This is a genomic window from Pseudomonas sp. NPDC088444 (assembly GCF_044900175.1).
Lineage (GTDB): Bacteria > Pseudomonadota > Gammaproteobacteria > Pseudomonadales > Pseudomonadaceae > Aquipseudomonas.
The window spans coordinates 248,638-268,817 of record NZ_JBJDNK010000006.1 but is presented as its reverse complement, the minus strand read 5'-3'; the positions used below and the strand labels follow the sequence as shown (position 1 = coordinate 268,817).

19 protein-coding genes are annotated in these 20,180 nt (G+C 60.1%); 11 read left to right on the top strand and 8 right to left on the bottom strand.

Annotation, left to right across the window (positions count from 1 at the left end; translation table 11 throughout):
- Positions 1-151: 151 nt before the first annotated feature.
- The gene (locus tag ACI2KB_RS14215) at positions 152-1,297 is read left to right on the top strand and encodes an MFS transporter (protein ID WP_404635480.1); all 1,146 of its coding nucleotides are present in this window, start codon (positions 152-154) and stop codon (positions 1,295-1,297) included.
- On the opposite strand, the gene ACI2KB_RS14210 is transcribed toward ACI2KB_RS14215, so the two are convergent.
- Both ACI2KB_RS14210 and ACI2KB_RS14205 read right to left on the bottom strand, forming a co-directional pair.
- The gene (locus tag ACI2KB_RS14210; RefSeq protein ID WP_404635478.1) at positions 1,294-2,886 is read right to left on the bottom strand and encodes a phospholipase D family protein; all 1,593 of its coding nucleotides are present in this window, start codon (positions 2,884-2,886) and stop codon (positions 1,294-1,296) included. The two genes, ACI2KB_RS14215 and ACI2KB_RS14210, sit on opposite strands and share 4 nt — an antisense overlap.
- 59 nt (positions 2,887-2,945) lie before the next feature.
- Complete coding sequence (locus tag ACI2KB_RS14205; RefSeq protein WP_404635476.1) at positions 2,946-4,364, bottom strand: PLP-dependent aminotransferase family protein; 1,419 nt, start codon at positions 4,362-4,364, stop codon at positions 2,946-2,948.
- 177 nt (positions 4,365-4,541) lie between these two features.
- Here ACI2KB_RS14205 and ACI2KB_RS14200 point away from each other — a divergent pair, with 177 nt between their 5' ends.
- Entirely contained in the window at positions 4,542-4,775 is a 234-nt protein-coding gene (locus ACI2KB_RS14200) for a DUF1127 domain-containing protein (RefSeq protein WP_404635474.1), read from the top strand.
- Between the two features lie 42 nt (positions 4,776-4,817).
- Here the strand turns inward: ACI2KB_RS14200 and ACI2KB_RS14195 are convergent, their stop codons facing one another.
- Positions 4,818-6,107, bottom strand: a complete 1,290-nt coding sequence (locus ACI2KB_RS14195) for an NAD(P)/FAD-dependent oxidoreductase (protein WP_404635472.1) — start codon at positions 6,105-6,107, stop codon at positions 4,818-4,820.
- A 141-nt stretch (positions 6,108-6,248) separates the two neighbouring features.
- Between ACI2KB_RS14195 and ACI2KB_RS14190 the strand changes: the two genes are divergently transcribed.
- Positions 6,249-6,602, top strand: coding sequence for a YkgJ family cysteine cluster protein (locus ACI2KB_RS14190; protein ID WP_404635470.1), 354 nt, complete (start codon positions 6,249-6,251; stop codon positions 6,600-6,602).
- A gap of 139 nt (positions 6,603-6,741) precedes the next feature.
- Here ACI2KB_RS14190 and dadR read toward each other — a convergent pair whose 3' ends face one another.
- Positions 6,742-7,230, bottom strand: a complete 489-nt coding sequence (gene dadR / locus ACI2KB_RS14185) for a transcriptional regulator DadR (protein ID WP_081564731.1) — start codon at positions 7,228-7,230, stop codon at positions 6,742-6,744.
- Positions 7,231-7,386: 156 nt separating this feature from the next.
- On the opposite strand from dadR, the gene dadA reads away from it, so the two are divergent.
- From dadA to ACI2KB_RS14150, 7 genes are all read left to right on the top strand, one after another.
- Complete coding sequence (gene dadA / locus ACI2KB_RS14180) at positions 7,387-8,688, top strand: D-amino acid dehydrogenase (RefSeq protein ID WP_404635468.1); 1,302 nt, start codon at positions 7,387-7,389, stop codon at positions 8,686-8,688.
- Positions 8,660-9,013, top strand: a complete 354-nt coding sequence (locus ACI2KB_RS14175; protein WP_404635466.1) for a RidA family protein — start codon at positions 8,660-8,662, stop codon at positions 9,011-9,013. The genes dadA and ACI2KB_RS14175 overlap by 29 nt, the downstream gene beginning before the upstream one ends.
- A gap of 46 nt (positions 9,014-9,059) precedes the next feature.
- Positions 9,060-10,133: an alanine racemase gene (gene alr, locus ACI2KB_RS14170; protein ID WP_404635464.1), complete on the top strand. Its 1,074-nt coding sequence runs from the start codon at positions 9,060-9,062 to the stop codon at positions 10,131-10,133.
- A gap of 149 nt (positions 10,134-10,282) precedes the next feature.
- Positions 10,283-10,831, top strand: coding sequence for a cupin domain-containing protein (locus ACI2KB_RS14165; RefSeq protein ID WP_108236183.1), 549 nt, complete (start codon positions 10,283-10,285; stop codon positions 10,829-10,831).
- 156 nt (positions 10,832-10,987) lie between these two features.
- Positions 10,988-11,410 carry a c-type cytochrome gene (locus ACI2KB_RS14160; protein WP_404635462.1) on the top strand — a complete coding sequence of 141 codons (423 nt, stop codon included), beginning with the start codon at positions 10,988-10,990 and terminating at the stop codon, positions 11,408-11,410.
- 33 nt (positions 11,411-11,443) lie between these two features.
- Positions 11,444-11,746 carry a DUF2845 domain-containing protein gene (locus ACI2KB_RS14155; protein WP_404635460.1) on the top strand — a complete coding sequence of 101 codons (303 nt, stop codon included), beginning with the start codon at positions 11,444-11,446 and terminating at the stop codon, positions 11,744-11,746.
- Positions 11,747-11,872: 126 nt separating this feature from the next.
- On the top strand, positions 11,873-13,795 hold the full coding sequence (locus ACI2KB_RS14150) for an acetyl-CoA hydrolase/transferase C-terminal domain-containing protein (RefSeq protein WP_404635458.1): 1,923 nt from the start codon (positions 11,873-11,875) through the stop codon (positions 13,793-13,795).
- Between the two features lie 129 nt (positions 13,796-13,924).
- On the opposite strand, the gene ACI2KB_RS14145 is transcribed toward ACI2KB_RS14150, so the two are convergent.
- Genes ACI2KB_RS14145 through rep form a run of 4 tightly spaced genes read right to left on the bottom strand, consistent with a single transcriptional unit; the run spans position 13,925 to position 18,294 of the window.
- The gene (locus tag ACI2KB_RS14145) at positions 13,925-14,740 is read right to left on the bottom strand and encodes a sulfite exporter TauE/SafE family protein (RefSeq protein WP_404635456.1); all 816 of its coding nucleotides are present in this window, start codon (positions 14,738-14,740) and stop codon (positions 13,925-13,927) included.
- Positions 14,737-15,621: an MBL fold metallo-hydrolase gene (locus ACI2KB_RS14140; RefSeq protein WP_404635454.1), complete on the bottom strand. Its 885-nt coding sequence runs from the start codon at positions 15,619-15,621 to the stop codon at positions 14,737-14,739. Before ACI2KB_RS14140 ends, ACI2KB_RS14145 begins: the two co-directional genes overlap by 4 nt.
- A 39-nt stretch (positions 15,622-15,660) precedes the next feature.
- Positions 15,661-16,230, bottom strand: coding sequence for a xanthine phosphoribosyltransferase (locus ACI2KB_RS14135; RefSeq protein WP_404635452.1), 570 nt, complete (start codon positions 16,228-16,230; stop codon positions 15,661-15,663).
- Between the two features lie 54 nt (positions 16,231-16,284).
- The gene (gene rep, locus ACI2KB_RS14130; RefSeq protein ID WP_404635450.1) at positions 16,285-18,294 is read right to left on the bottom strand and encodes a DNA helicase Rep; all 2,010 of its coding nucleotides are present in this window, start codon (positions 18,292-18,294) and stop codon (positions 16,285-16,287) included.
- Between the two features lie 203 nt (positions 18,295-18,497).
- Between rep and ACI2KB_RS14125 the strand changes: the two genes are divergently transcribed.
- On the top strand, positions 18,498-20,168 hold the full coding sequence (locus tag ACI2KB_RS14125) for a putative bifunctional diguanylate cyclase/phosphodiesterase (protein WP_404635448.1): 1,671 nt from the start codon (positions 18,498-18,500) through the stop codon (positions 20,166-20,168).
- The last annotated feature ends 12 nt before the right edge of the window (positions 20,169-20,180 follow it).

Here is a 20,180-nt window from a genome sequence, read left to right as displayed (position 1 = left end):
GGATCATCTTGACCCCGCTTCTGCCCGAAGGGCGTAGCAAGCTGCGCTCCTACGCCCTTCGGGCAGAGTCAAAAGCAAATGCCGATCAGCCGGGCTTTTCCCAAAAGCCCGGCTGTTTTTTCTCTTCTCCTTGAGCCACAGGAGCGTGGTGATGCGTTGGGGTACTTATTTCGCGGTGCTGTCGTCCGTGCTGAGCGTCGGTCTGGCGCTGGGCGTGAGCATGCCGCTGGTGTCGTTGCGCCTCGAAGCCTGGGGTTATGGGGCGTTTGCGATTGGCGTGATGGCCGCCATGCCCGCCATCGGCGTGCTGTGTGGCGCCGGGTTGGCCAGCCGTCTGGCGTCGATGTTCGGCACTGCGAACCTGATGCGCCTGTGTCTGTGGGGCGGCTCGATTTCGGTGGGGCTTTTGGCCCTGCTACCCCACTACTGGATCTGGCTGGTGCTGCGGCTCATGCTCGGCATGATCCTGACCATCGTCTTCATCCTCGGTGAAAGCTGGATCAACCAACTGGTTGTCGAGCGCCTGCGGGGCAAGTTGGTGGCGCTGTACGGCAGCAGTTATGCCTTGAGCCAGCTAGGCGGTCCGTTGTTGCTGGGTGCTCTGGGTACTGAGCACGATTACGGCTTCTGGGTCGGCACTGCGCTGCTGGCCACTTCACCTTTCCTGCTGTTGGGGCGTACCGGCGCACCCAGTGCCGAGTCGGGCCATGTCACCTTTCGCGATCTGGGGAGCTTTTGTCAGCAACTGCCTGCCATTGCGTGGGCGATCGCGCTGTTTGCAGGTTTCGAGGCGATGATTCTGACGTTGCTGCCGGTTTATTGCCTGCAACAGGGCTTCACCCCGGAAGTAGCGCTGATGATGGTCAGTACGGTTGTGGTGGGCGATGCGCTACTGCAACTCCCTATTGGGGCGCTGGCGGACAAGATTTCCCGGCGAGGGCTGTTTTTGGGCTGCGCACTGGCGCTGATGCTGTCGAGTCTGGCAATACCGTTGCTGGTTCACACCCTTGCGATCTGGCCGTTATGGGTCCTGTTCGGTGCCAGCGCGGGCGGACTGTTCACCCTGTCGCTGATTTTGATCGGCGAACGCTATAGAGACGACGCGCTGGTGCGAGCCAACGCTCATGTGGCGCAGTTGTGGGGGATTGGGTGTCTGTTGGGGCCGCTGGCGGCGGGCGCCGGGAGCCAATGGATCAGCGGCCAGGCCTTGCCGTTACTGATGGCGGCGGGTGCGCTGGGGTTGGTGATTCTGGCCCGGCGTCCTCGCGCCTTCGGTGTGCAGCCGGTTGCGGTCTAGAGCATCCGCTCAAGCCCCACGGCGCTGCTGAACCACGCGTTCAGTCGGCGCCACCAGTCGCCCGGCTCCTTGTACAGCGTGTGCATTTTGCCGTTGTCCTCGGTCACCCAGACTACCTGATCGTTCTCCAGTCTGACCTCATAACTGAGTGCAGGCGCCATGCCTTGTAGCGCCAGTTCGCGCAGCTTCTCGGTCAATTCGGGGCTGTCCACCAGTACGCCTACTTCGGTGTTCCACAACACCGAACGCGGGTCGAAGTTGAACGAGCCGACAAAAATTTTCTGCCGATCAAAAATCATTGCCTTGCTGTGCAGGCTGGATTCGGAGCCACCCCTGAGGGTCTTGGTGCGCAGAAACCGTGGCCCGCTCCCTCTGGTATTGCTCGGGTCGCCCGGTTGGCGACGCAGTTCGAACAGTTTGACCCCGTGGGCGAGCAGCGCCTTGCGATAGGGGGCGTAGCCGCCATGTACAGCCGGTACGTCTGTGGCTTCAAGGGCGTTGGTCAGCAGGCTCACCGACACGCCTTTGTCAGAAAGGCCGGTGAGGTAAGTCAGACCTTGTTGTCCCGGCACGAAATAGGCCGAGATCATCATCAGTTCCTGATGGACGTTGCTCAAATCAGGGCTGAGCTGTGTAGTCAGCAGCAGGTGTGGGTCCGGATCGCCCCGGGACAGCACCTTTGTGGGCGCGTCCCACAGTGCCTGGTTGTGCGCCCAGATCAGTTCGTTGAGCCAGGTTTTCAAGTGCGGCTGGGTTTTGTAGGCCATCAACCGTTCGTAGAGCGCCTTTTTTTCGACGTGGGCTTGCTCCAGGGAGGCGGCAAGGCGTTTGCGCGCTTCGGCCAGGTCCTTCATGTCTGGCGGCCAGTAAATGAAATCATCCACGGGCTTGCTCAGGGTGCTGTTCCAGTACTGGTCGAAGCTGTGGCTTAACTGCTCGGCCACAGGCCCAACGCTGAGCAGGTCGACGTCGGTGAAGTTGAGATTCGGCTCAGCGTCGAAGTATTCGTCACCCAGATTGCGCCCGCCGACGATCGCCACCGCGCTGTCGGCCAGCCACAGTTTGTTGTGCATGCGTCGATGTTGCTGAGACAGATTGAACAGGCGGCCTAGCGAGCGTGTGGCGCCGGTGCTGCGCCCCAGGTTGAGGGGGTTGAACAGGCGAATCTGAATATTGGGGTGAGCCGCCAGCGTCGCGATGCTTTCGTCCAGCCCGTCGCTGGTCATGTCGTCCAACAGAATGCGCACCCGCACGCCCCGGTCGGCGGCTTTCAACAACTCGTCAATCAGCGTGCGGGTGCTGAGGCCGTCGTGGACGATGTAGTACTGCAAGTCCAGGCTGGTTTTGGCGTTGCGGATCAATTCCGCACGCGCCGTGAACGCTTCGGTGCTGTTGGACAGCAACCGAAAGCCGGAACGCCCTCCATAAGGCGCCGCCTCGGCCAGAATAGAGCGTCCAAAGGGTGACGCGGAAGCAGGGATGGCCTGAGTCGGCCCATCCTGTTGCGCAGGCGTGCTGGCACAGCCGCTGACGCCGAGGGCAAAGGCCAGAAGAAGAGGTAGTGCCCAATTGTTCGTCAACGCTGTCATCCAGAAGTCACGCCATGGCGATATGACCGTACGTTCGGCAAAAGGTTAAGCCTGTTCGGTCAGGATTCAGCCATAAGCCGCGCTGCCGTTTCACCCACTTTACGCACAGCCGCTTCAATTTGCGGTGTCGGCTTGGCAGCGAAGTTCATACGCAGGCAATTTCTGTACTTGCCGGACGCTGAGAAAATGCTGCCAATGGCGATTTGTACACCTTGCCCTTCCAGCGCCCGGTTCAGGCGCAGCGAATCGAAATCCTCGTTGAATTCGACCCACAGCATGAAGCCCCCTTGTGGGCGGCTGACCCGGGTGCCGTCCGGGAAATAGCGCATGACCCAATCGGTCATCAGATCGCGGCTGCGTTGGTATTGCGCGCGCATGCGGCGCAAGTGCGGCTCGTAATGCCCAGCTTGAAGAAATTCAGCGATCGCCAGTTGGGGTTGGGTCGCGGTCGAACCAGTGCTGATGTATTTCATGTGCAGCACGCGGTCCAGATAGCGACCCGGTGCGATCCAGCCCACCCTCAGGCCAGGAGCGAGCGTTTTCGAGAATGAACTGCACAAGAGGACGCGTCCGTCTTCGTCGTAGGACTTGATCGTGCGGGGGCGAGGATAGGTGTAAGACAGATCGCCATACACATCGTCTTCGATAATCGCCACGTCGAACCGCTGTGCGAGGGTCAGCAGCGCACGTTTGCGGTCTTCGGGCATGTTATAGCCCAATGGGTTGTTGCAACTGGGGGTCAACTGTATGGCCTTGATTGGCCACTGCTCCAGCGCCAGTTCCAGCGCATCGAGGCTGATGCCGGTCAGTGGGTCGGTCGGGATCTCCAGTGCCTTCATACCCAGCCCTTTGAGGGCCTGCATTGCGCCATGAAAGCTGGGGGAGTCGACGGCAACGATGTCGCCTGGTTGGCAGATCGAGCGGATGCTCACGGCCAGCGCTTCCTGCGCGCCGGTGGTGATGACCAGATCGTCAGGCGCGACGCTGGTGCCCGAATCCAGCAGCAGGCGCGCGACCTGCTCGCGCAGGGTTTGGGTGCCGTGAATGTTGTCGTAATACAGGCCTGGCATGTCCTGGCGGCGGCTGATCTTGCCCAAGGCTTGGGTCAGCGGGCGCAGGGTCGGGCTAGTGATGTCCGGCATGCCGCGCGCCAGTTGCACGACGTCCGGGCTGGGTGCCGCTTTGGCCAGTTCCAGAACGTGGTCCCACTGCGAAATGTCCACCGGCCGTTGCGCCGGGCGTCCGACAGCGGGCAGGGCAGGTGCCTTGCGACTTGAGGGGACGAAGTAACCGGACTTCGGTCGCGGTGACGCCAGACCGTTGTCTTCGAGCAAACGATAGGCCTGCTGAACCGTGCTCAAACTGACGCCATGCTCAACGCTCAAAGCCCTGACGGATGGCAGCCGGTCGCCGGGACGATAGAAGCCGTTTTCGATGCGTGTGCCGAGCAGCTCGGCAAGGTTGACGTAGAGGGTCATGGCGTACTCCCGCACAGTGGTCTGTCGGTCTACCGATACAGATGGGGCAAAAATACAGCATTCAGGCGCTTGTGTGCGGAATCTGTATTAAAAAAATATGAGTTTTTTGGATCTGTAATGTTTTTCCATACAGACGCATCATGGAATCACTTGAAACCCATGATGAGGTGTCTGCAAATGAGTGGAATCAGTGATGTCCGGTTAACGCTGTATGCACAGGAGCTGGTGGAAAAGCAGGACGCCAAAGTGCGTCTCAACACACCGAAAGGATTGAGTGTGTGGGGCTTGTTTCAACACCGCCGCACCACCCGGCGCGCGCTGTTGGGGCTGACGGATGATCAATTGCGTGACATCGGCCTGAGCTATGAACAGGCCCGGCGTGAAGGGTTGAAGCCGTTTTGGAGGGAGTGATGGGGGGCATGGTGCGCTCGATTCCTTGTAGGAGCGTTGCCCTCACGTCAGCTCTTTGAGCCGATGCCACAACATCCCCAACGCCAACAACGGCGAGCGCAAATGCTTACCGCCGGGGAAGGTGATGTGCGGGACCCTGGCGAACAGCTCGAACCCCTCGCTGTGTTGGCCGCTGATGGCCTCACCGAGCAACTTGCCTGCAAGGTGCGTGGCGTTCACCCCGTGGCCTGAATAGGCCTGCGCATAAAACACATTGGGCTGTTCCTTGAGGCGCCCGATCTGTGGCAATCGGTTGGCACCGATGCCAATCATGCCGCCCCATTGATAATCGATCCTCACGTCTTTGAGCTGTGGAAACACCTTGAGCATCTTCGGTTGCATGTACGCACCGATGTCTTGCGGATCGCGCCCTGAATAGTGGCAGGCGCCGCCGAACAACAAGCGACGATCCGCCGACAGTCGGAAATAATCCACAGCGACGCGTTGATCGCACATCGCGGTATTGCGCGGCAGGAGTTGTTGCGCCAGTTCTTCGCTCAACGGCTCGGTGGCGATGATGTAACTGCCAGCAGGCAGGACCTTGCCGCTCAATGTCGGATCGAGGCCATTCAAATACGCATTGCAGCCGAGCACCAGCGTATCGGCGCGCACCAGGCCCTGCGCTGTATGCACTTTGACCTGTGGACCGTATTCCAGGCGGGTCACGGCGGAATGTTCGAACACGTACACGCCGAGAGACTGCGCAATAAGGGCTTCGCCCAGCGCCAGGTTCAGCGGGTGCAGGTGCCCGGAACCCATATCCAGCAGGCCGCCTGCGTAGTTGCCGGAGTCGATCACGCTGCGGATGTTGTCGGCGGCAATCAGTTGCAAGTCGTGCGTGTAGCCCAAACTGCGCAGTTCTTCGGCGTCCTCGGCGAAGCCTTCGAACTCCTTGGGTTTGTTGGCCAGGTCGCAGTAGCCCCACGTGAGGTCGCAGTCGATCTGATATTTCTCGACACGCTGACGCACGATCTCGACCGCTTCCAGCCCCATGAGCTTTAGCTGGCGCACGCCTTCATCGCCGATCTCGTTGCGAAAGCGCTCGACATGATGGCCCACGCCGCGAATCAACTGCCCGCCATTACGCCCGCTCGCGCCCCAGCCGATCTTGTGTGCTTCCAACAGAGCGACGCTCAAACCGCGTTCTGCCAATTCGATGGCGGTGTTCAGCCCCGAAAATCCACCACCTACCACGCAGACATCCACCTTCACCTCGCCCGTCAGGGTTGGGTAATCGGGCTGGGCGTGGCTACTGGCCGCGTAATAAGAGGCGGCGTGGGGGGCGGTGTTCATTCGGTCAGTCTCGGACGGCGGGCTTGAAAATGTACGGAGGGTAGCGAGGTGGGATGGCAGGGGCAACCCGTGCTGCCATGAGGGATTTCATGAAGACGCGCTTCATGCACAATGACGTCTTTCACAGGGAAAAATGCTGCCATGAGCTGCAACAGCCAGAAAATCCGCGATCTACGGCGGCAGATTCCGTCATTCGAATGCGTGCCCGGCTGTCACGATTGCTGTGGCCCGGTGACCACGTCCACCGAGGAAATGTCCCGTCTGCCGCGCAAGACCGCTGCCGAGCAGGAAGCGGCGCTGAACGAGCTGAATTGCGTGCATTTGGGGCCGAACGGCTGCACGGTCTACGACGAGCGTCCGTTGATCTGCCGTCTGTTTGGCACAACGCCTACGCTGCCATGCCCCAATGGCCGACGCCCCGAGGTGCTGATTCATCCTCGGGTGGAGAAACAGGTGCATGACTTCATGGCGTCGACGCGGCAGGTGTTGGTCTGACGCCGCTCTTGAAATCGCCTTGCTCATTGTGGGAGCCGGCTTGCTGGCGAATGCGTCAGGTCAAGCACATTGATTGCGCCTGATTCACCGCTTTCGTAAGCAAGCTGGCTCCCACAATGCTCGCAGGTGATCGGTACGTTCACTCTGGAATCGGCAGATTCAAACTCTCTTTCACCTCTTCCATCACGATGTAGCTCTTGGACTCCCGTACATGGGGCAGTTTGAGCAGGATGTCGCCCAGCAGCTTGCGGTAGGAGGCCATTTCGGAAATCCGCGCCTTCACCAAATAGTCGAAGTCCCCCGACACCAGATGGCACTCCAGCACATGGGGCAGTTTGAGGACCGCTCGGCGGAATTCCTCGAAAGTGTCGCCTGATTTGTAATCCAGGCTGATCTCTACGAACACCAGCAGGCTAGCCTTCAGGTTTTGCGGATTGAGACGGGCGTTGTAGCCCATGATGATGCCTTCGCGCTCAAGACGACGGACCCGCTCCGTACACGGCGTGGTAGACAGGCCGACGCGTTCTCCCAGTTCCGTGAACGAGATCCGGCCGTCGTTTTGCAGGATGCGCAGGATGTTGCGATCGATCTTGTCCAGTTCACGTTTTGACTGGTGTTGGGTACGCATTGGCGAAGCCCCTCTGCTAAACCGATGGTTGTCGAGAATTACCGCCGAATATAGGCGTTTATATAGTGAAAAGCACTGCTTGGCGCTGCTTATACTGCGCACATCCTTGCTTAAAACTTCAAAACGTCAGCGGATATCCGCGATGAGGTAATCAACATGCGCGTCCTGGTCCTTGGAAGTGGCGTAATCGGTGTCACCAGTGCTTACTACCTGGCCCGCGCGGGTTTCGAGGTGACCGTCGTCGACCGTCAGCCTGCTGCCGCTTTGGAAACCAGCTTCGCCAACGCAGGCCAGGTCTCACCGGGCTACGCATCGCCGTGGGCCGCGCCCGGTGTGCCGCTCAAGGCCATCAAATGGCTACTGCAACGTCACGCGCCGCTGGCGATCAAGGCCACCGGCGACATCGATCAGTACCTGTGGATGGCGCAAATGCTGCGCAACTGCACGCAAAGTCGCTACGCCGTGAACAAAGAGCGCATGGTGCGCCTGTCCGAATACAGCCGCGACTGCCTCGACGAACTGCGCGCCGAGACCGGTATCGCCTATGAAGGCCGCAGCCTGGGCACCACGCAACTGTTCCGCACTCAGGAGCAATTGGATAACGCCGCCAAGGACATCGCCGTGCTTGAACAAGCCGGTGTGCCGTACGAAGTGCTCGACCGCGAAGGCATCGCCCGCGTCGAACCGGCACTGGCCAGCGTCAGCAACATCCTCAGCGGCGCACTGCGTCTGCCGAACGATCAGACCGGTGATTGCCAACTGTTCACCACCCGCCTGGCCGAGATGTGTGTGAAGTTAGGCGTTGAATTCCGTTTCGGCCAGTCCATCGAGTCGATTGATTTCGCGGGCGATCGCATCAATGGCGTTCGCATCAGCGGCAAATTGGAAACGGCGGATCGATATGTGCTGGCGCTCGGCAGCTACTCACCGCAATTGCTCAAGCCGCTGGGCATCAAGGCCCCGGTTTATCCGCTCAAGGGCTACTCCCTGACCGTGCCGATCACCAATCCGGACATGGCACCGACCTCGACCATTCTCGACGAGACCTACAAGGTCGCAATCACCCGCTTCGACAACCGCATTCGCGTGGGCGGCATGGCGGAAATCGCCGGTTTTGACCTGTCGCTTAATCCGCGTCGGCGCGAAACGCTGGAGATGATCGTCAACGATCTCTATCCTCAGGGCGGCAATTTGAGCGAGGCCAGTTTCTGGACCGGCCTGCGCCCGACTACGCCCGATGGCACGCCAATCGTCGGTGCCACGCCTTATCGCAACCTGTTCCTCAATACCGGCCACGGAACATTGGGCTGGACTATGGCCTGCGGCTCCGGCCGTTTGCTGGCAGACCTGATTGCCCGCAAAAAACCACAGATCAGCGCCGAAGGCCTCGATATTTCCCGTTATGGAAGTTCCAAGGAGATCGCCAAGCATGTCAGTACAGCGCCAGCTCACCAATGAGCGCATGAGTCAGATCGTCGTTCACAACGGCACCGTTTACCTTGCCGGGCAAGTGGGTAACGACCTGACAGCGGGTATCGAACAGCAGACCCGTGAGGTGCTCGGCAACATCGAGCGTTTGCTGGATCTGGCCGGGACCGACAAAAGCCGTCTGCTGTCGGTGACGATTTACCTGAACGATATCGGCTCGCACTTCGCCACCATGAACGGCATCTGGGACACATGGCTGGCCAAAGGCGTCGCACCTGCGCGTGCAACCGTTGAGGCGAAGATGGCCGCGCCGAACGTGCTGATCGAGATGTCGGTGATCGCTGCACTGCCGTAATTGCTTACATCCCCCAGTTCAAAACTTTCTGATAAGAAGCCCCACCATGCGTCCAGCCCGCGCCCTCATTGATCTTCAGGCGTTGCGCCACAACTACCAACTGGCCCGTGAAACCACTGGCGCCAAGGCTCTTGCCGTGATCAAGGCCGATGCCTATGGTCACGGCGCGGTCCGCGTGGCACAGGCGCTGGAAGCCGAAGCAGACGGCTTTGCCGTTGCGTGCATCGAAGAGGCGCTGGAGCTGCGTCAGGCCGGGATTCGTGCGCCGATTCTGCTGTTGGAAGGGTTTTTCGAGGCCGATGAACTGGCGCTGATCGTCGAGCACGATTTCTGGTGCGTGGTGCACTCGCTGTGGCAACTGGAAGCGATCGAGCGAACCAGCGTCGGCAAGCCGCTGAACATCTGGCTGAAGATGGACTCGGGCATGCATCGCGTCGGGGTTCATCCGGCAGATTATCAGGCCGCTTACCAGCGTTTGCTGGCGACCGGCAAAGTCGCAAAAGTCGTGCTGATGACTCACTTCGCCCGCGCTGACGAACTGGGCAGCGTACGAACCGACGAACAAGTGGCGATATTTCAGGCCGCCCGCGAAGGGCTGGCGGCAGAAGTCAGCCTGCGCAACTCTCCGGGCGTGATGGGCTGGCCGAACGTGCCGAGCGACTGGGTGCGCCCTGGCATCATGCTGTATGGCGCAACCCCTTTCGATCAGCCGCAGTCGGTGGCCGATCGCCTGCAACCGGTTATGACCCTGGAATCCAAAGTCATCTGCGTGCGCGAATTGCCTGCCGGTGAGCCGGTGGGCTATGGCGGCGCGTTCGTCACGGATCGCACCATGCGCATCGGCGTCGTAGCCATGGGCTACGCCGACGGTTATCCGCGTCAGGCGCCAACGGGCACGCCCGTCATGATCGACGGCCAGCGCAGCCAGTTGTTGGGCCGCGTATCGATGGACATGCTGTGCGTCGACCTGACCAACGTGCCAACGGCGGGTGTCGGGAGTCGCGTCGAGCTTTGGGGCAATAACGTGCTGGCCAGTGAGGTCGCCGCCAGTGCGGGCACTATTCCGTATCAAATCTTCTGCAACCTCAAGCGCGTCCCAAGGCTCTACTCCGGGGCCTGACAGCCCGTCTGTGCAAAACCCTCGGCGGCCCGCGCTGGCCGCCAGTCTCCTCGCGGATTTCCTTGTCTGCTCAAGTGTTGTAAATACTGAACGCTGTTGCCATCATGGCGACCACGTGACCGTGCTTGACTACCAGGAGGACCCCCGCATTGGACGTCGGTGAACGACTGCAATCCATTCGCAAATTAAAAGGTCTGTCGCAACGTGAACTCGCCAAAAGAGCGGGTGTGACCAACAGCACCATTTCGATGATCGAGAAAAACAGCGTCAGCCCTTCGATCAGCTCGCTGCGCAAGGTGCTGGGCGGCATTCCGATGTCCATGGTCGAGTTCTTTTCCGAAGAACTGGAGCCAGAAAACCCGACTCAGGTGGTCTACAAGGCCAGCGAGCTGATCGATATTTCGGACGGGGCTGTCACCATGAAGCTGGTCGGCAAATCCCATCCGGGTCGTGCGATTGCCTTTCTGACCGAGGTCTACCCGCCGGGTGCAGACACGGGCGAGGAAATGCTGGTTCACGAAGGCGAAGAGACCGGGATTCTGGTCGAAGGCCGACTGGAACTGGTGGTCGGGATCGACACCTATGTGCTCGAAGCCGGCGACAGCTACTACTTCGAAAGCACGCGGCCCCATCGCTTCCGCAATCCGTTCGATGCGCCTGCACGACTGATCAGTGCCGCTACGCCAGCGAACTTCTGATCGCCGCCCCACCTGCGTCCAGCGGGTGGGGCGAATTGCCCCCAACAACTTCGCATCACTCAGTGGCCCGACGCCCGACGGGGCACCCGCTATACTTTCGCAACCTGCGACTGACCGTGAGCGCAGCGGCGTGATAGCCACCATGAGGGTGAAAGCGTGAACATAACTAATAAGATCCTGGCTGTTGTTGCACTGCTTGCCTGGTGGATATTGGCGGCGCAAGCCACGACCCAGGACGACCTGGCCAAACGGCTCGAACCCGTCGGACAAGTTTGCATTCAGGGTAAGGAATGTCCCGGTATGGACGTGGCCGCGACGGCGGGTGGTGCGGGCGGCGCCAAATCCCCTGATGACGTGATCGGCAAACACTGCAACGCCTGCCATGGCACCGGCTTGCTGGGTTCGCCGAAGATCGGCGACAGCGCCGACTGGGGCAAGCGGGCCAAGGAGCAGGGCGGCCTTGAAGGCCTGCTGGCCAAGGCCAAGACCGGCATCAACTCCATGCCCCCGAAAGGCACCTGCGCCGATTGTTCGGATGATGAGTTGATCGGCGCGATCAAGAAGATGTCGGGGCTGTAACGCGCCTGGGCACATCACCAGAACCGAGGCTCCATGTTCAAAAAAATACTGCTGTTGTCGGGGCTTTCGTTGTTGATGTTCACGGGCGTGGCCAGCGCGACCATGCGCTGCGGGACGGCGTTGATCAGCTTGGGTGATACCGCGAGTGTGGTGCGGGAGAAGTGCGGGGCACCTGACAAGAGCGAAGAGCAGGAGCCCGTCGCACGGGTCAATGGCGTCCCGCGTCTGAATGCTGTGAAGGTCAGTTTCTGGGTCTACGGCCCGCGCAATGGCGCCTTTCAGCATCTGAAATTCATCGAAGACAAGCTGGTGGCGATCGACACGCGGCGAGATTGAAGTCCGGCCCGGTGCCGTTTCTGCCTCGGTATTCCCAAGGTTTGCAGCCAGCAGCAAACGGTCGTGCAGCAATTCCCGATCCTCTCCGGTCCAACCTCCATCGAATAACAACCCAGGAGAGGCCGGATGCCGCATTCCTGCTCGATCGAGCAAGCTGTCGATCATGTACTGGCCGAGCTACCTAACCACATTCGCATGGGCATGCCGTTGGGGTTGGGCAAGCCCAATCGCTTTGCCAATGCGCTGTACAACCGGATCAAATCCCTGCCTGACCGACAACTGACGATCTACACCGCGCTGTGTCTGGGGCGTCCAAAAGCTGGCGACGGTTTGCAGGGGCGTTTCCTTGAGCCGTTTCTGGAGCGTGTTTTCGGCGATTATCCCGAACTGGATTTCCTCACGGATCTGCATAAAAGCAACCTGCCTCTCAACGTGCATGTCGAGCAGTTCTTCATGCAGCCCGGCAGCCTGCTGGGCAGCGTCCAGGCGCAGCAGGATTACGTCAGCAGCAACTACAGCCATGCAGCCCGGGACATCAATGCCAGTGGTGTGAACCTCATAGCGCAGCTGGTTGGCCATGACACTGATCGTCCAGACACGTTGAGCCTGAGCTGCAACCCCGATATCACCCTCGATTTGCTGCCTATGCTGGAAAAGCGTCGCGCAGCAGGCGAACCGGTTCTGGTGCTGGGCCATGTGCATGCCGATCTGCCTTATATGCCGGGCGATGCCGAGGTCAGCGTCGAGACATTCGACCTGTTGATCGAGCACGAGGAGCGCAGCACGCTGTTCTCCACACCCAACATGCCGGTGAGCACTCAAGATCACTTTATCGGCCTATATGGCAGCACGTTGGTGCGTGATGGCGGCACGTTGCAAATTGGTATCGGGTCGATGGGAGACGCCTTGACCGCTGCCTTGCTCGCTCGCCAAGCCAACAACGAAAGCTACCGCGCGTGTCTGGCCGAGCTGCATGGGATTTCCACCTGGAAACCGTTGATCGAAGGCGAAGGCGGGGTCACGCCTTTCGCGGACGGCCTGTATGGGTGCAGTGAAATGCTGGTCAACGGCCTGTTGGTGCTCTTCGATGCGGGGATTATTCGGCGCAAGGTTTACCCCAACGTCGAGCTGCAAACGTTGGCCAATGCCGGAGCCTTGGACGAGTCTCTGCATGGCGATGGCGTTTCGATTCATGGCGGGTTCTTTCTGGGGCCGCGCAGCTTCTATCAGCGGCTTCGGGAGCTTTCTCCCGAGCAAAAAGCCCAAATCGACATGACGGCCATCAGCTACATCAACGAACTTTATGGCGATGAGACGTTGAAACGCCTACAACGGCGGGACGCGCGGTTTATCAACAGTGCATTTACGGTCACGTTGCTCGGCGCTGCGGTGTCGGATCAGCTTGAAGACGGCCGAGTGGTCAGTGGGGTGGGCGGGCAGTACAACTTCGTTGCTCAAGGCCATGCGCTGGAGGGCGCGCGCTCGATTCTGATTCTGCGCAGTTGGCGTGAGTCGGGCGGGGAGGTCAGTTCGAACATCGTGTGGGAATACGGGCATACGACGATTCCCAGGCATCTGCGTGACATCGTCATCACCGAATACGGCATTGCCGATTTGCGAGGCAAGACGGATGCAGGCGTGATTGAAGCGCTGCTAAATATCACCGATTCGCGTTTTCAGCAGGGGTTGATCGACCAGGCGCAGAAAGCGGGCAAGTTGCCGAAGAGCTTTCGTCTCGACCCGTTGTTCAGCCAGAACACGCCGCAGCGACTGAAGGAAATTCGCGATCAGTTTCCGTCGCTGTTCGTTGAGTACCCTCTGGGCAGCGATTTCAGTGCCGAAGAACGCGATTTGTTGCGGGCGCTGAACTGGCTGAAGAGCAAGTTCAAACTCACTGAGATTCTTGAGTTGGGTAAAGCGACACTGGAGGCGCCAGAGCCTGGCGCATTTCCTGAACACCTCAAGCGCATGGGGCTGGATGATCCGCAGGGGTTGCGCGAGGAGCTGTATCAGCGGCTATTGCTGGCGGGGTTGCAGGCGACGAGTTAGTACTCGGACAGCGCAGTTCCCTCTGTTGGAGTGAGCTTGCTCACGATGGGGCCAGATCATCACACCTGAAGCGGCTGAAATACCGCTTTCGTGAGCAAGCTCACTCCCACAGAAGCAGAGCGCGGGGTGTCAGGACAGGGTTTTGATGACCAACAGCCCAGCCGCCACAAACCCGGTCACCGCAAACACCTGCTGTAACCTGGGCCCGGCGAGAAACCGCGCCACCTGTCGTCCTGCAATCAATCCCACCACCGCACCTACCGCGAACGGCACGCCCACGGCCCAGTGCATCACCCCGCTCACGCTGGCGCTGACCACACTGCTCATGGACACCAGCGCAATCACGGCCAATGACGTCGCGACGATGCTTTTCATGTCCAGATCGGTGTAGCGGGTCAGTGCCGGGATGATCACAAAACCGCCACCCACCCCCAGCAATCCGGACAGCAACCCGGACATCACCCCGGTTATCGCAAGTGAACGTGCGCAGGGCAGGGTCCAGCGCAGACGGCCTTCCAGTGGATTGAGCACGCACGGTAAAAACTCGGCCCGTTCTGGCGGTTTGCCGTGATGCAGTTCGTGGGCGGCTTTGCGATAGATACGTGCGCAGGCGTAGCACAGCACCAACGAGAACCCCAAAGCGAGTGGCGTATTGGGCAATTGATGCGCAAACCACAGGCCCAGTGGGGTGAAGCAGACGCCGATTCCGGCGATGAACAGCGCAGCGCGATAGCGCACGATGCCCTGGCGTAGACCAAGCAGTGCACCGACGGCTGCGGCCAGACCTACAGCCAGCAGTCCGACTGGCGCGGCTTCGACCATTGACAGGCCAAGGCCAAAGACAAGCAACGGCACCGCAAGAATCCCGCCCCCTGCGCCGGTCAGGGCAAGTACGGCGCCAATGATCGTACCGAGGCCGGCTCCGATCAGTTCGTGTTCTGTCATAGGGCGTTAATTGGCACCTTTAGATAGCTGACCCCATTGTCCTCGGGTTCGGGCATGTGCCCGCCGCGCATGTTGATCTGCACCGAGGGCAGGATCAGCACCGGCATGTCCAGTGTGGCGTCACGCTTCTCGCGCATTTCGACGAACGCGTCCTCATCGATGCCTTCGCGGATGTGGATATTGCTGGCGCGTTGCTCGGCGACGGTGGTCATGTACATCAGCTCGCGGCCATTGGGCAGGTAGTCGTGGCACATGAACAGGCGGGTTTGCGGCGGCAGGCTGAGAATCCGGCCAATCGAGCGGTAGAGCATTCGCGCGTCGGCGCCGGGGAAGTCGCAACGGGCCGTGCCGTAATCGGGCATGAACAGCGTGTCGCCGACGAACGCTACGGTTTCGTTACCGACTTCGATCAGGTAGGTCATGCACGCCGGGGTGTGGCCGGGAGTGTGCATGGCGCGGGCCTGCAGGGAGCCGATCTGGAAATGCGCGTCGTCCTCCAGCAGCCGATCGAACTGGCTGCCATCGCGGGCGAATTCGCCTTTGGCGTTGAACAGGGTGCCGAAGACCTTCTGCACACGGGTGATATGGCTGCCAATGGCAACCGTGCCGCCGAGCTGCGCCTTGAGGTAGGCCGCAGCGGAAACGTGATCGGCATGGACGTGGGTTTCCAGAATCCACTCCACGCTAACGCCCAGTTCGCGGGCGCGGGCGATCAGTTTGTCAGCGGATTCGGTCTTCGTACGGCCGGACTTCGGGTCGTAATCCAGCACGCTGTCGATCAGTGCGGCCTTGAGGGTCGAGCGGTCCACGACCAGGTAGCTGATGGTCCAGGTGTTTGGGTCGAAGAACGCTTCGATGCTCAGTTTTTCGCCGATGATCATAAGATGTCTCCACGCTCCTGCAGGGTATGCGTCGATGGGTCAGACGAATGTAACCACACCACCGGCCAGCGATTTGACCCGTGCCAACGACTCTACACGATAGCCTTGCTCGTCCAGCTCTGCGCGGCCGCCCTGAAACGACTTCTCGATGACGATGCCCAGACCGGCCACGGTTGCCCCTGCCTGCTTGATGATCGAGATCAGAGCCTGGGACGCCTTACCGTTGGCCAGGAAGTCGTCGATGATCAGCACGCGGTCGCTGCTGGTCAGGTGGCGCGTGGAGATGGCGATGGTGCTCTCGGTCTGTTTGGTGAACGAGTAAACGGTCGCCGAGAACAGGTTTTCCGTCAGGGTTAGCGACTGGTGTTTGCGCGCGAAGATCACCGGAACACCCAGTTTCAGGCCGGTCATCACAGCAGGCGCTATGCCCGAGGCTTCGATGGTGACGATCTTGGTGATGCCCGAGTCTGCGAACAACGTGGCGAACTCGTCACCGATCTGCTGCATCAGAGCTGGATCGATCTGATGGTTGAGAAACGCGTCGACCTTCAATACCTGGTCGGAAAGTACGATGCCTTCCTCGCGAATTTTCTTGTGCAGTGCTTCCACGTTGGTGTTCCTCAGGGCGCAAAACGCGCAAATATAAAGGTTGTGTGTCAGAGCTTAGCGTTTGAGCATCGCCCGGATGTCCGCCAGCGCGGTGTTTCCGCGTACGGCCTTCACTTCGGTCGGTGTGTCGTCGTTGCCTTCCCACGCCAGGTCGTCCGGGGGCAGTTCATCGAGGAAGCGGCTGGGCAGGCAGTCGATGATTTCGCCGTATTGCTTGCGCTTGGCGGCGAAGGTGAACGCCAGCGTCTGGCGGGCGCGGGTGATGCCCACGTAGGCCAGTCGACGCTCTTCCTCGATGGTGTCGGCTTCGATACTGGAGCGGTGCGGGAGGATTTCCTCCTCCATGCCCATGATGAACACGTAGGGAAATTCCAGACCCTTGGAGGCGTGTAGCGTCATCATCTGCACACCTTCGGCGCCGTCTTCCTCTTCCTGCTGACGTTCGAGCATGTCACGCAGGACCAGCTTGCCGATGGCCTCCTCGATGGTCATGCCGCCTTCTTCGTCTTTCTCCAGCGTGTTCTTCAGCGCTTCGATCAAAAACCACACGTTGCCCATGCGGTAATCGGCGGCCTTGTCGCTGGAGCTGTTCTGACGAATCCAGTTCTCGTAGTCGATGTCCATGACCATGCTGCGCAAGGCGGCAATCGGGTCGTTGAGCGCGCATTGCTGGCGCACGCCGTCCATCCAGTGCTTGAAGCGCTTGAGACGGTCGGTGAAACGGCTGTCCAGATGTTCGCCCAGTCCCAGTTCGTCGGTGGCGGCGTACATCGAGACGCCGCGTTCGGTGGCGTAGTTACCGAGTTTCTCCAGCGTGGTCGAGCCGATTTCCCGGCGCGGCACGTTGATCACGCGCAGGAAGGCGTTGTCGTCGTCCGGGTTCACCAGTAGGCGGAAGTAGGCCATCAGGTCTTTCACTTCCTGACGCCCGAAAAAGCTGTTGCCGCCCGACAGACGATACGGGATTTGGTGGTGCTGAAGTTTCAGCTCGATCAGCTTGGCCTGGTAGTTACCGCGATAGAGGATCGCGAAATCGCTGTAGGGCCGGTCGGTGCGCAAATGCAGGCTGAGAATCTCGACCGCCACGCGCTCGGCTTCGGCGTCTTCGTTCTTGCAGCGAATCACCCGAATTTCGTCGCCGTGGCCCATTTCGGACCACAACTGCTTCTCGAATTCGTGAGGGTTGTTGGAGATCAGCACGTTGGCGCAGCGCAGGATGCGGCTCGTCGAGCGGTAGTTTTGCTCCAGCATCACCACTTTCAGCGACGGGTAGTCTTCCTTGAGCAGCATCAGGTTTTCAGGCCGCGCGCCGCGCCAGGCGTAGATCGACTGGTCGTCGTCGCCGACCACGGTGAACTGGCAGCGGGTGCCGATGAGCATTTTCACCAGCAGGTACTGGCTGGCGTTGGTGTCCTGGTATTCGTCTACCAGCAGGTAGCGCACCTTGTTCTGCCACTTTTCGAGGATGTCGGCGTGCTCTTCGAACAGTTTCACCGGCAGCAGGATCAGGTCGTTGAAGTCCACCGCGTTGTACGCCTTGAGCGTGCGCTGGTAGTGGGTGTAGACGATGGCGGCGGTCTGCTCCTTGGGATTGCGCGAGTTGGCCAGGGCTTCTGCAGGCAGGATCAGGTCGTTCTTCCACGAGTCGATCATGTTCTTGATCTCGTCGACGCCGTCGTCGCCCGAGTATTCCTTCTGCATGATGTCGGTCATCAAGGCCTTGACGTCGGTCTCGTCGAAGATCGAAAAACCCGGTTTGTAACCCAGGCGCGCATATTCCTTGCGGATGATGTTCAGGCCCAGGTTGTGAAACGTGGAAACCGTCAGCCCGCGCCCTTCACCTTTGCGCAGCAGGGTGCCGACTCGTTCCTTCATTTCCCGCGCCGCCTTGTTGGTGAAGGTCATGGCGACGATGTACTGCGCGCGTATGCCGCAATTCTGAATCAGGTGGGCAATCTTGCGCGTGATCACGCTGGTCTTGCCGGAGCCAGCACCGGCGAGCACCAAAAGAGGGCCGCCGACGTAGTTCACGGCTTCTTGTTGCCGGGGATTGAGTCGGGACATGGGGAAAAAGGGGGTAACCAGAAAAATGGGCGGGCATTTTAACAGGGTCCAGGGATTGTGCAGCGACCGTCTGACACTGTGATGCGTCACGCTATCTATATTTCGCCGTTTTGTTACATTTGCGCATCACGCGATGGATCACCGCGTTTGACGCCATTCGATTGAGTGGGCGCCGAAGACTTTTGTTTGTGTGGGGAGCTAGCTTGTCTACGCCTGTCGAACCCTTGCGTTTGCTGCTTCTGGCGGACACGCCGGAATGGCCAGCGTTACTGCGCGAGTGCCTGGCGCCACTGGGCGGCGCCGTATTTCTCGACTGCGCGTCGGGCTGGGACGCTATTGGCGATCCTGCCGACCCCGCTCATGCGTTCATTTTGTTTACTCCGCCCCATCTGCAACCCCTCGCTGGTCAATGCAACTGGCCAACGGTCCTGCTGCTCGATAGCGAACCGGATACCGATCCGATTGGTGTGGCCGACTGGCTGGTGCGTGATTCGCTGACGCCGCAAAGCCTGCGCCGCTGTTTGCGCCACGTGCGTGAACGCGGCTTATTGGAAAACACCCTGCAACGGCTCGCCGAGCAGGACCCGCTCACCGGCATCGCCAACCGACAGGGCTTTCAGACCCTGCTCGCGGCACGACTGGCCGAGTTCGACGGGCGCGGGTTGGCGCTGGGGCATCTGGACCTGGACAACTTCCGCCGTGCCAACGATGCCTTGGGGCATCAGGCCGGGGATCGTTTGATTTTGCAGGTGGTCGCGCGGCTCAAGAGTCAGCTTGAGGCGTGTGATCAGCTAGCGCGCCTGGGCAGCGATGAGTTTGCCTTGTTGATCGACACCCGCCGCGCCCCGGAGCGCGCCGAATGGATGGCCGAGCGCATTACCGAGGCGTTGTCCGAGCCCTACTGGATCGACGGTGAAAGCCTGTTGATCGGTTGCAGTCTGGGCATCGCCCACGCCCGAGCCGACGCCGGGGCCGACCCGTTGATGTGGCATGCGCACATTGCCATGCAGCAGGCCAAAAGCACGCAGGGCTGCACCTTTCACGTTTTCAACGAGCGCATCAACCGCAATGCCCGCAGCCTCGCCGATTTGGAAAGCGAGCTGCGCCGTGCGTTGCGCCGCGATGAGCTGGAGCTGCATTACCAGCCACGTCTGTGCCTGAATACCGGCAAGATTCTGGGGCTGGAAGCCTTGGTGCGATGGCGCCACTCCGAGCGGGGCCTGTTGCCACCGAGTGAGTTCGTGCCGTTGGCCGAGCAAAGCGGCTTGATCGTGCCGCTGGGCTACTGGGTGATTTCTCGTGCGTTGCGTGACATGCAAACCCTGCGCGAAAAAGGCCTGCCACCGCTGCACATGGCGATCAACCTGTCGTTTCGCCAGTTTCAGGACAACCAACTGCTGCCCACGCTGAGCCGTTTGATTGCTGATCGCGGCATCGATGCGCAGTGGCTGGAATTCGAACTCACCGAAACCGCCGTCATGCGCCGCAGCGACCTGGTCAAACAGACCATGGACGCTCTGGGCCGCTTGGGCGTGCGCTTCTCGCTGGATGATTTCGGCACCGGCTTCTCGTCATTCGTGCACTTGAACAGCCTGCCGATCACCTTGCTCAAGATCGACAAGAGCTTTGTCGGCGAAATGGAGCAGCGTGAAGAGAACCGCAAACTGGTCCACGCCATGATCAACCTGGCGCATAACCTGAGCCTTGAAGTGGTGGCCGAAGGCGTCGAAACCCCGGCACAACTGGCGTTGTTGCGCAGTTTCGATTGCGATCAGGCGCAGGGGTATCTGATCAGTCATCCGCTGCCGTTGCCGGAGTTGCTGGATTACCTGATGTTTGGGGAGCGGGATGGGCGGGTGATGCGGGGGTTGTGAATAAGTGAATAT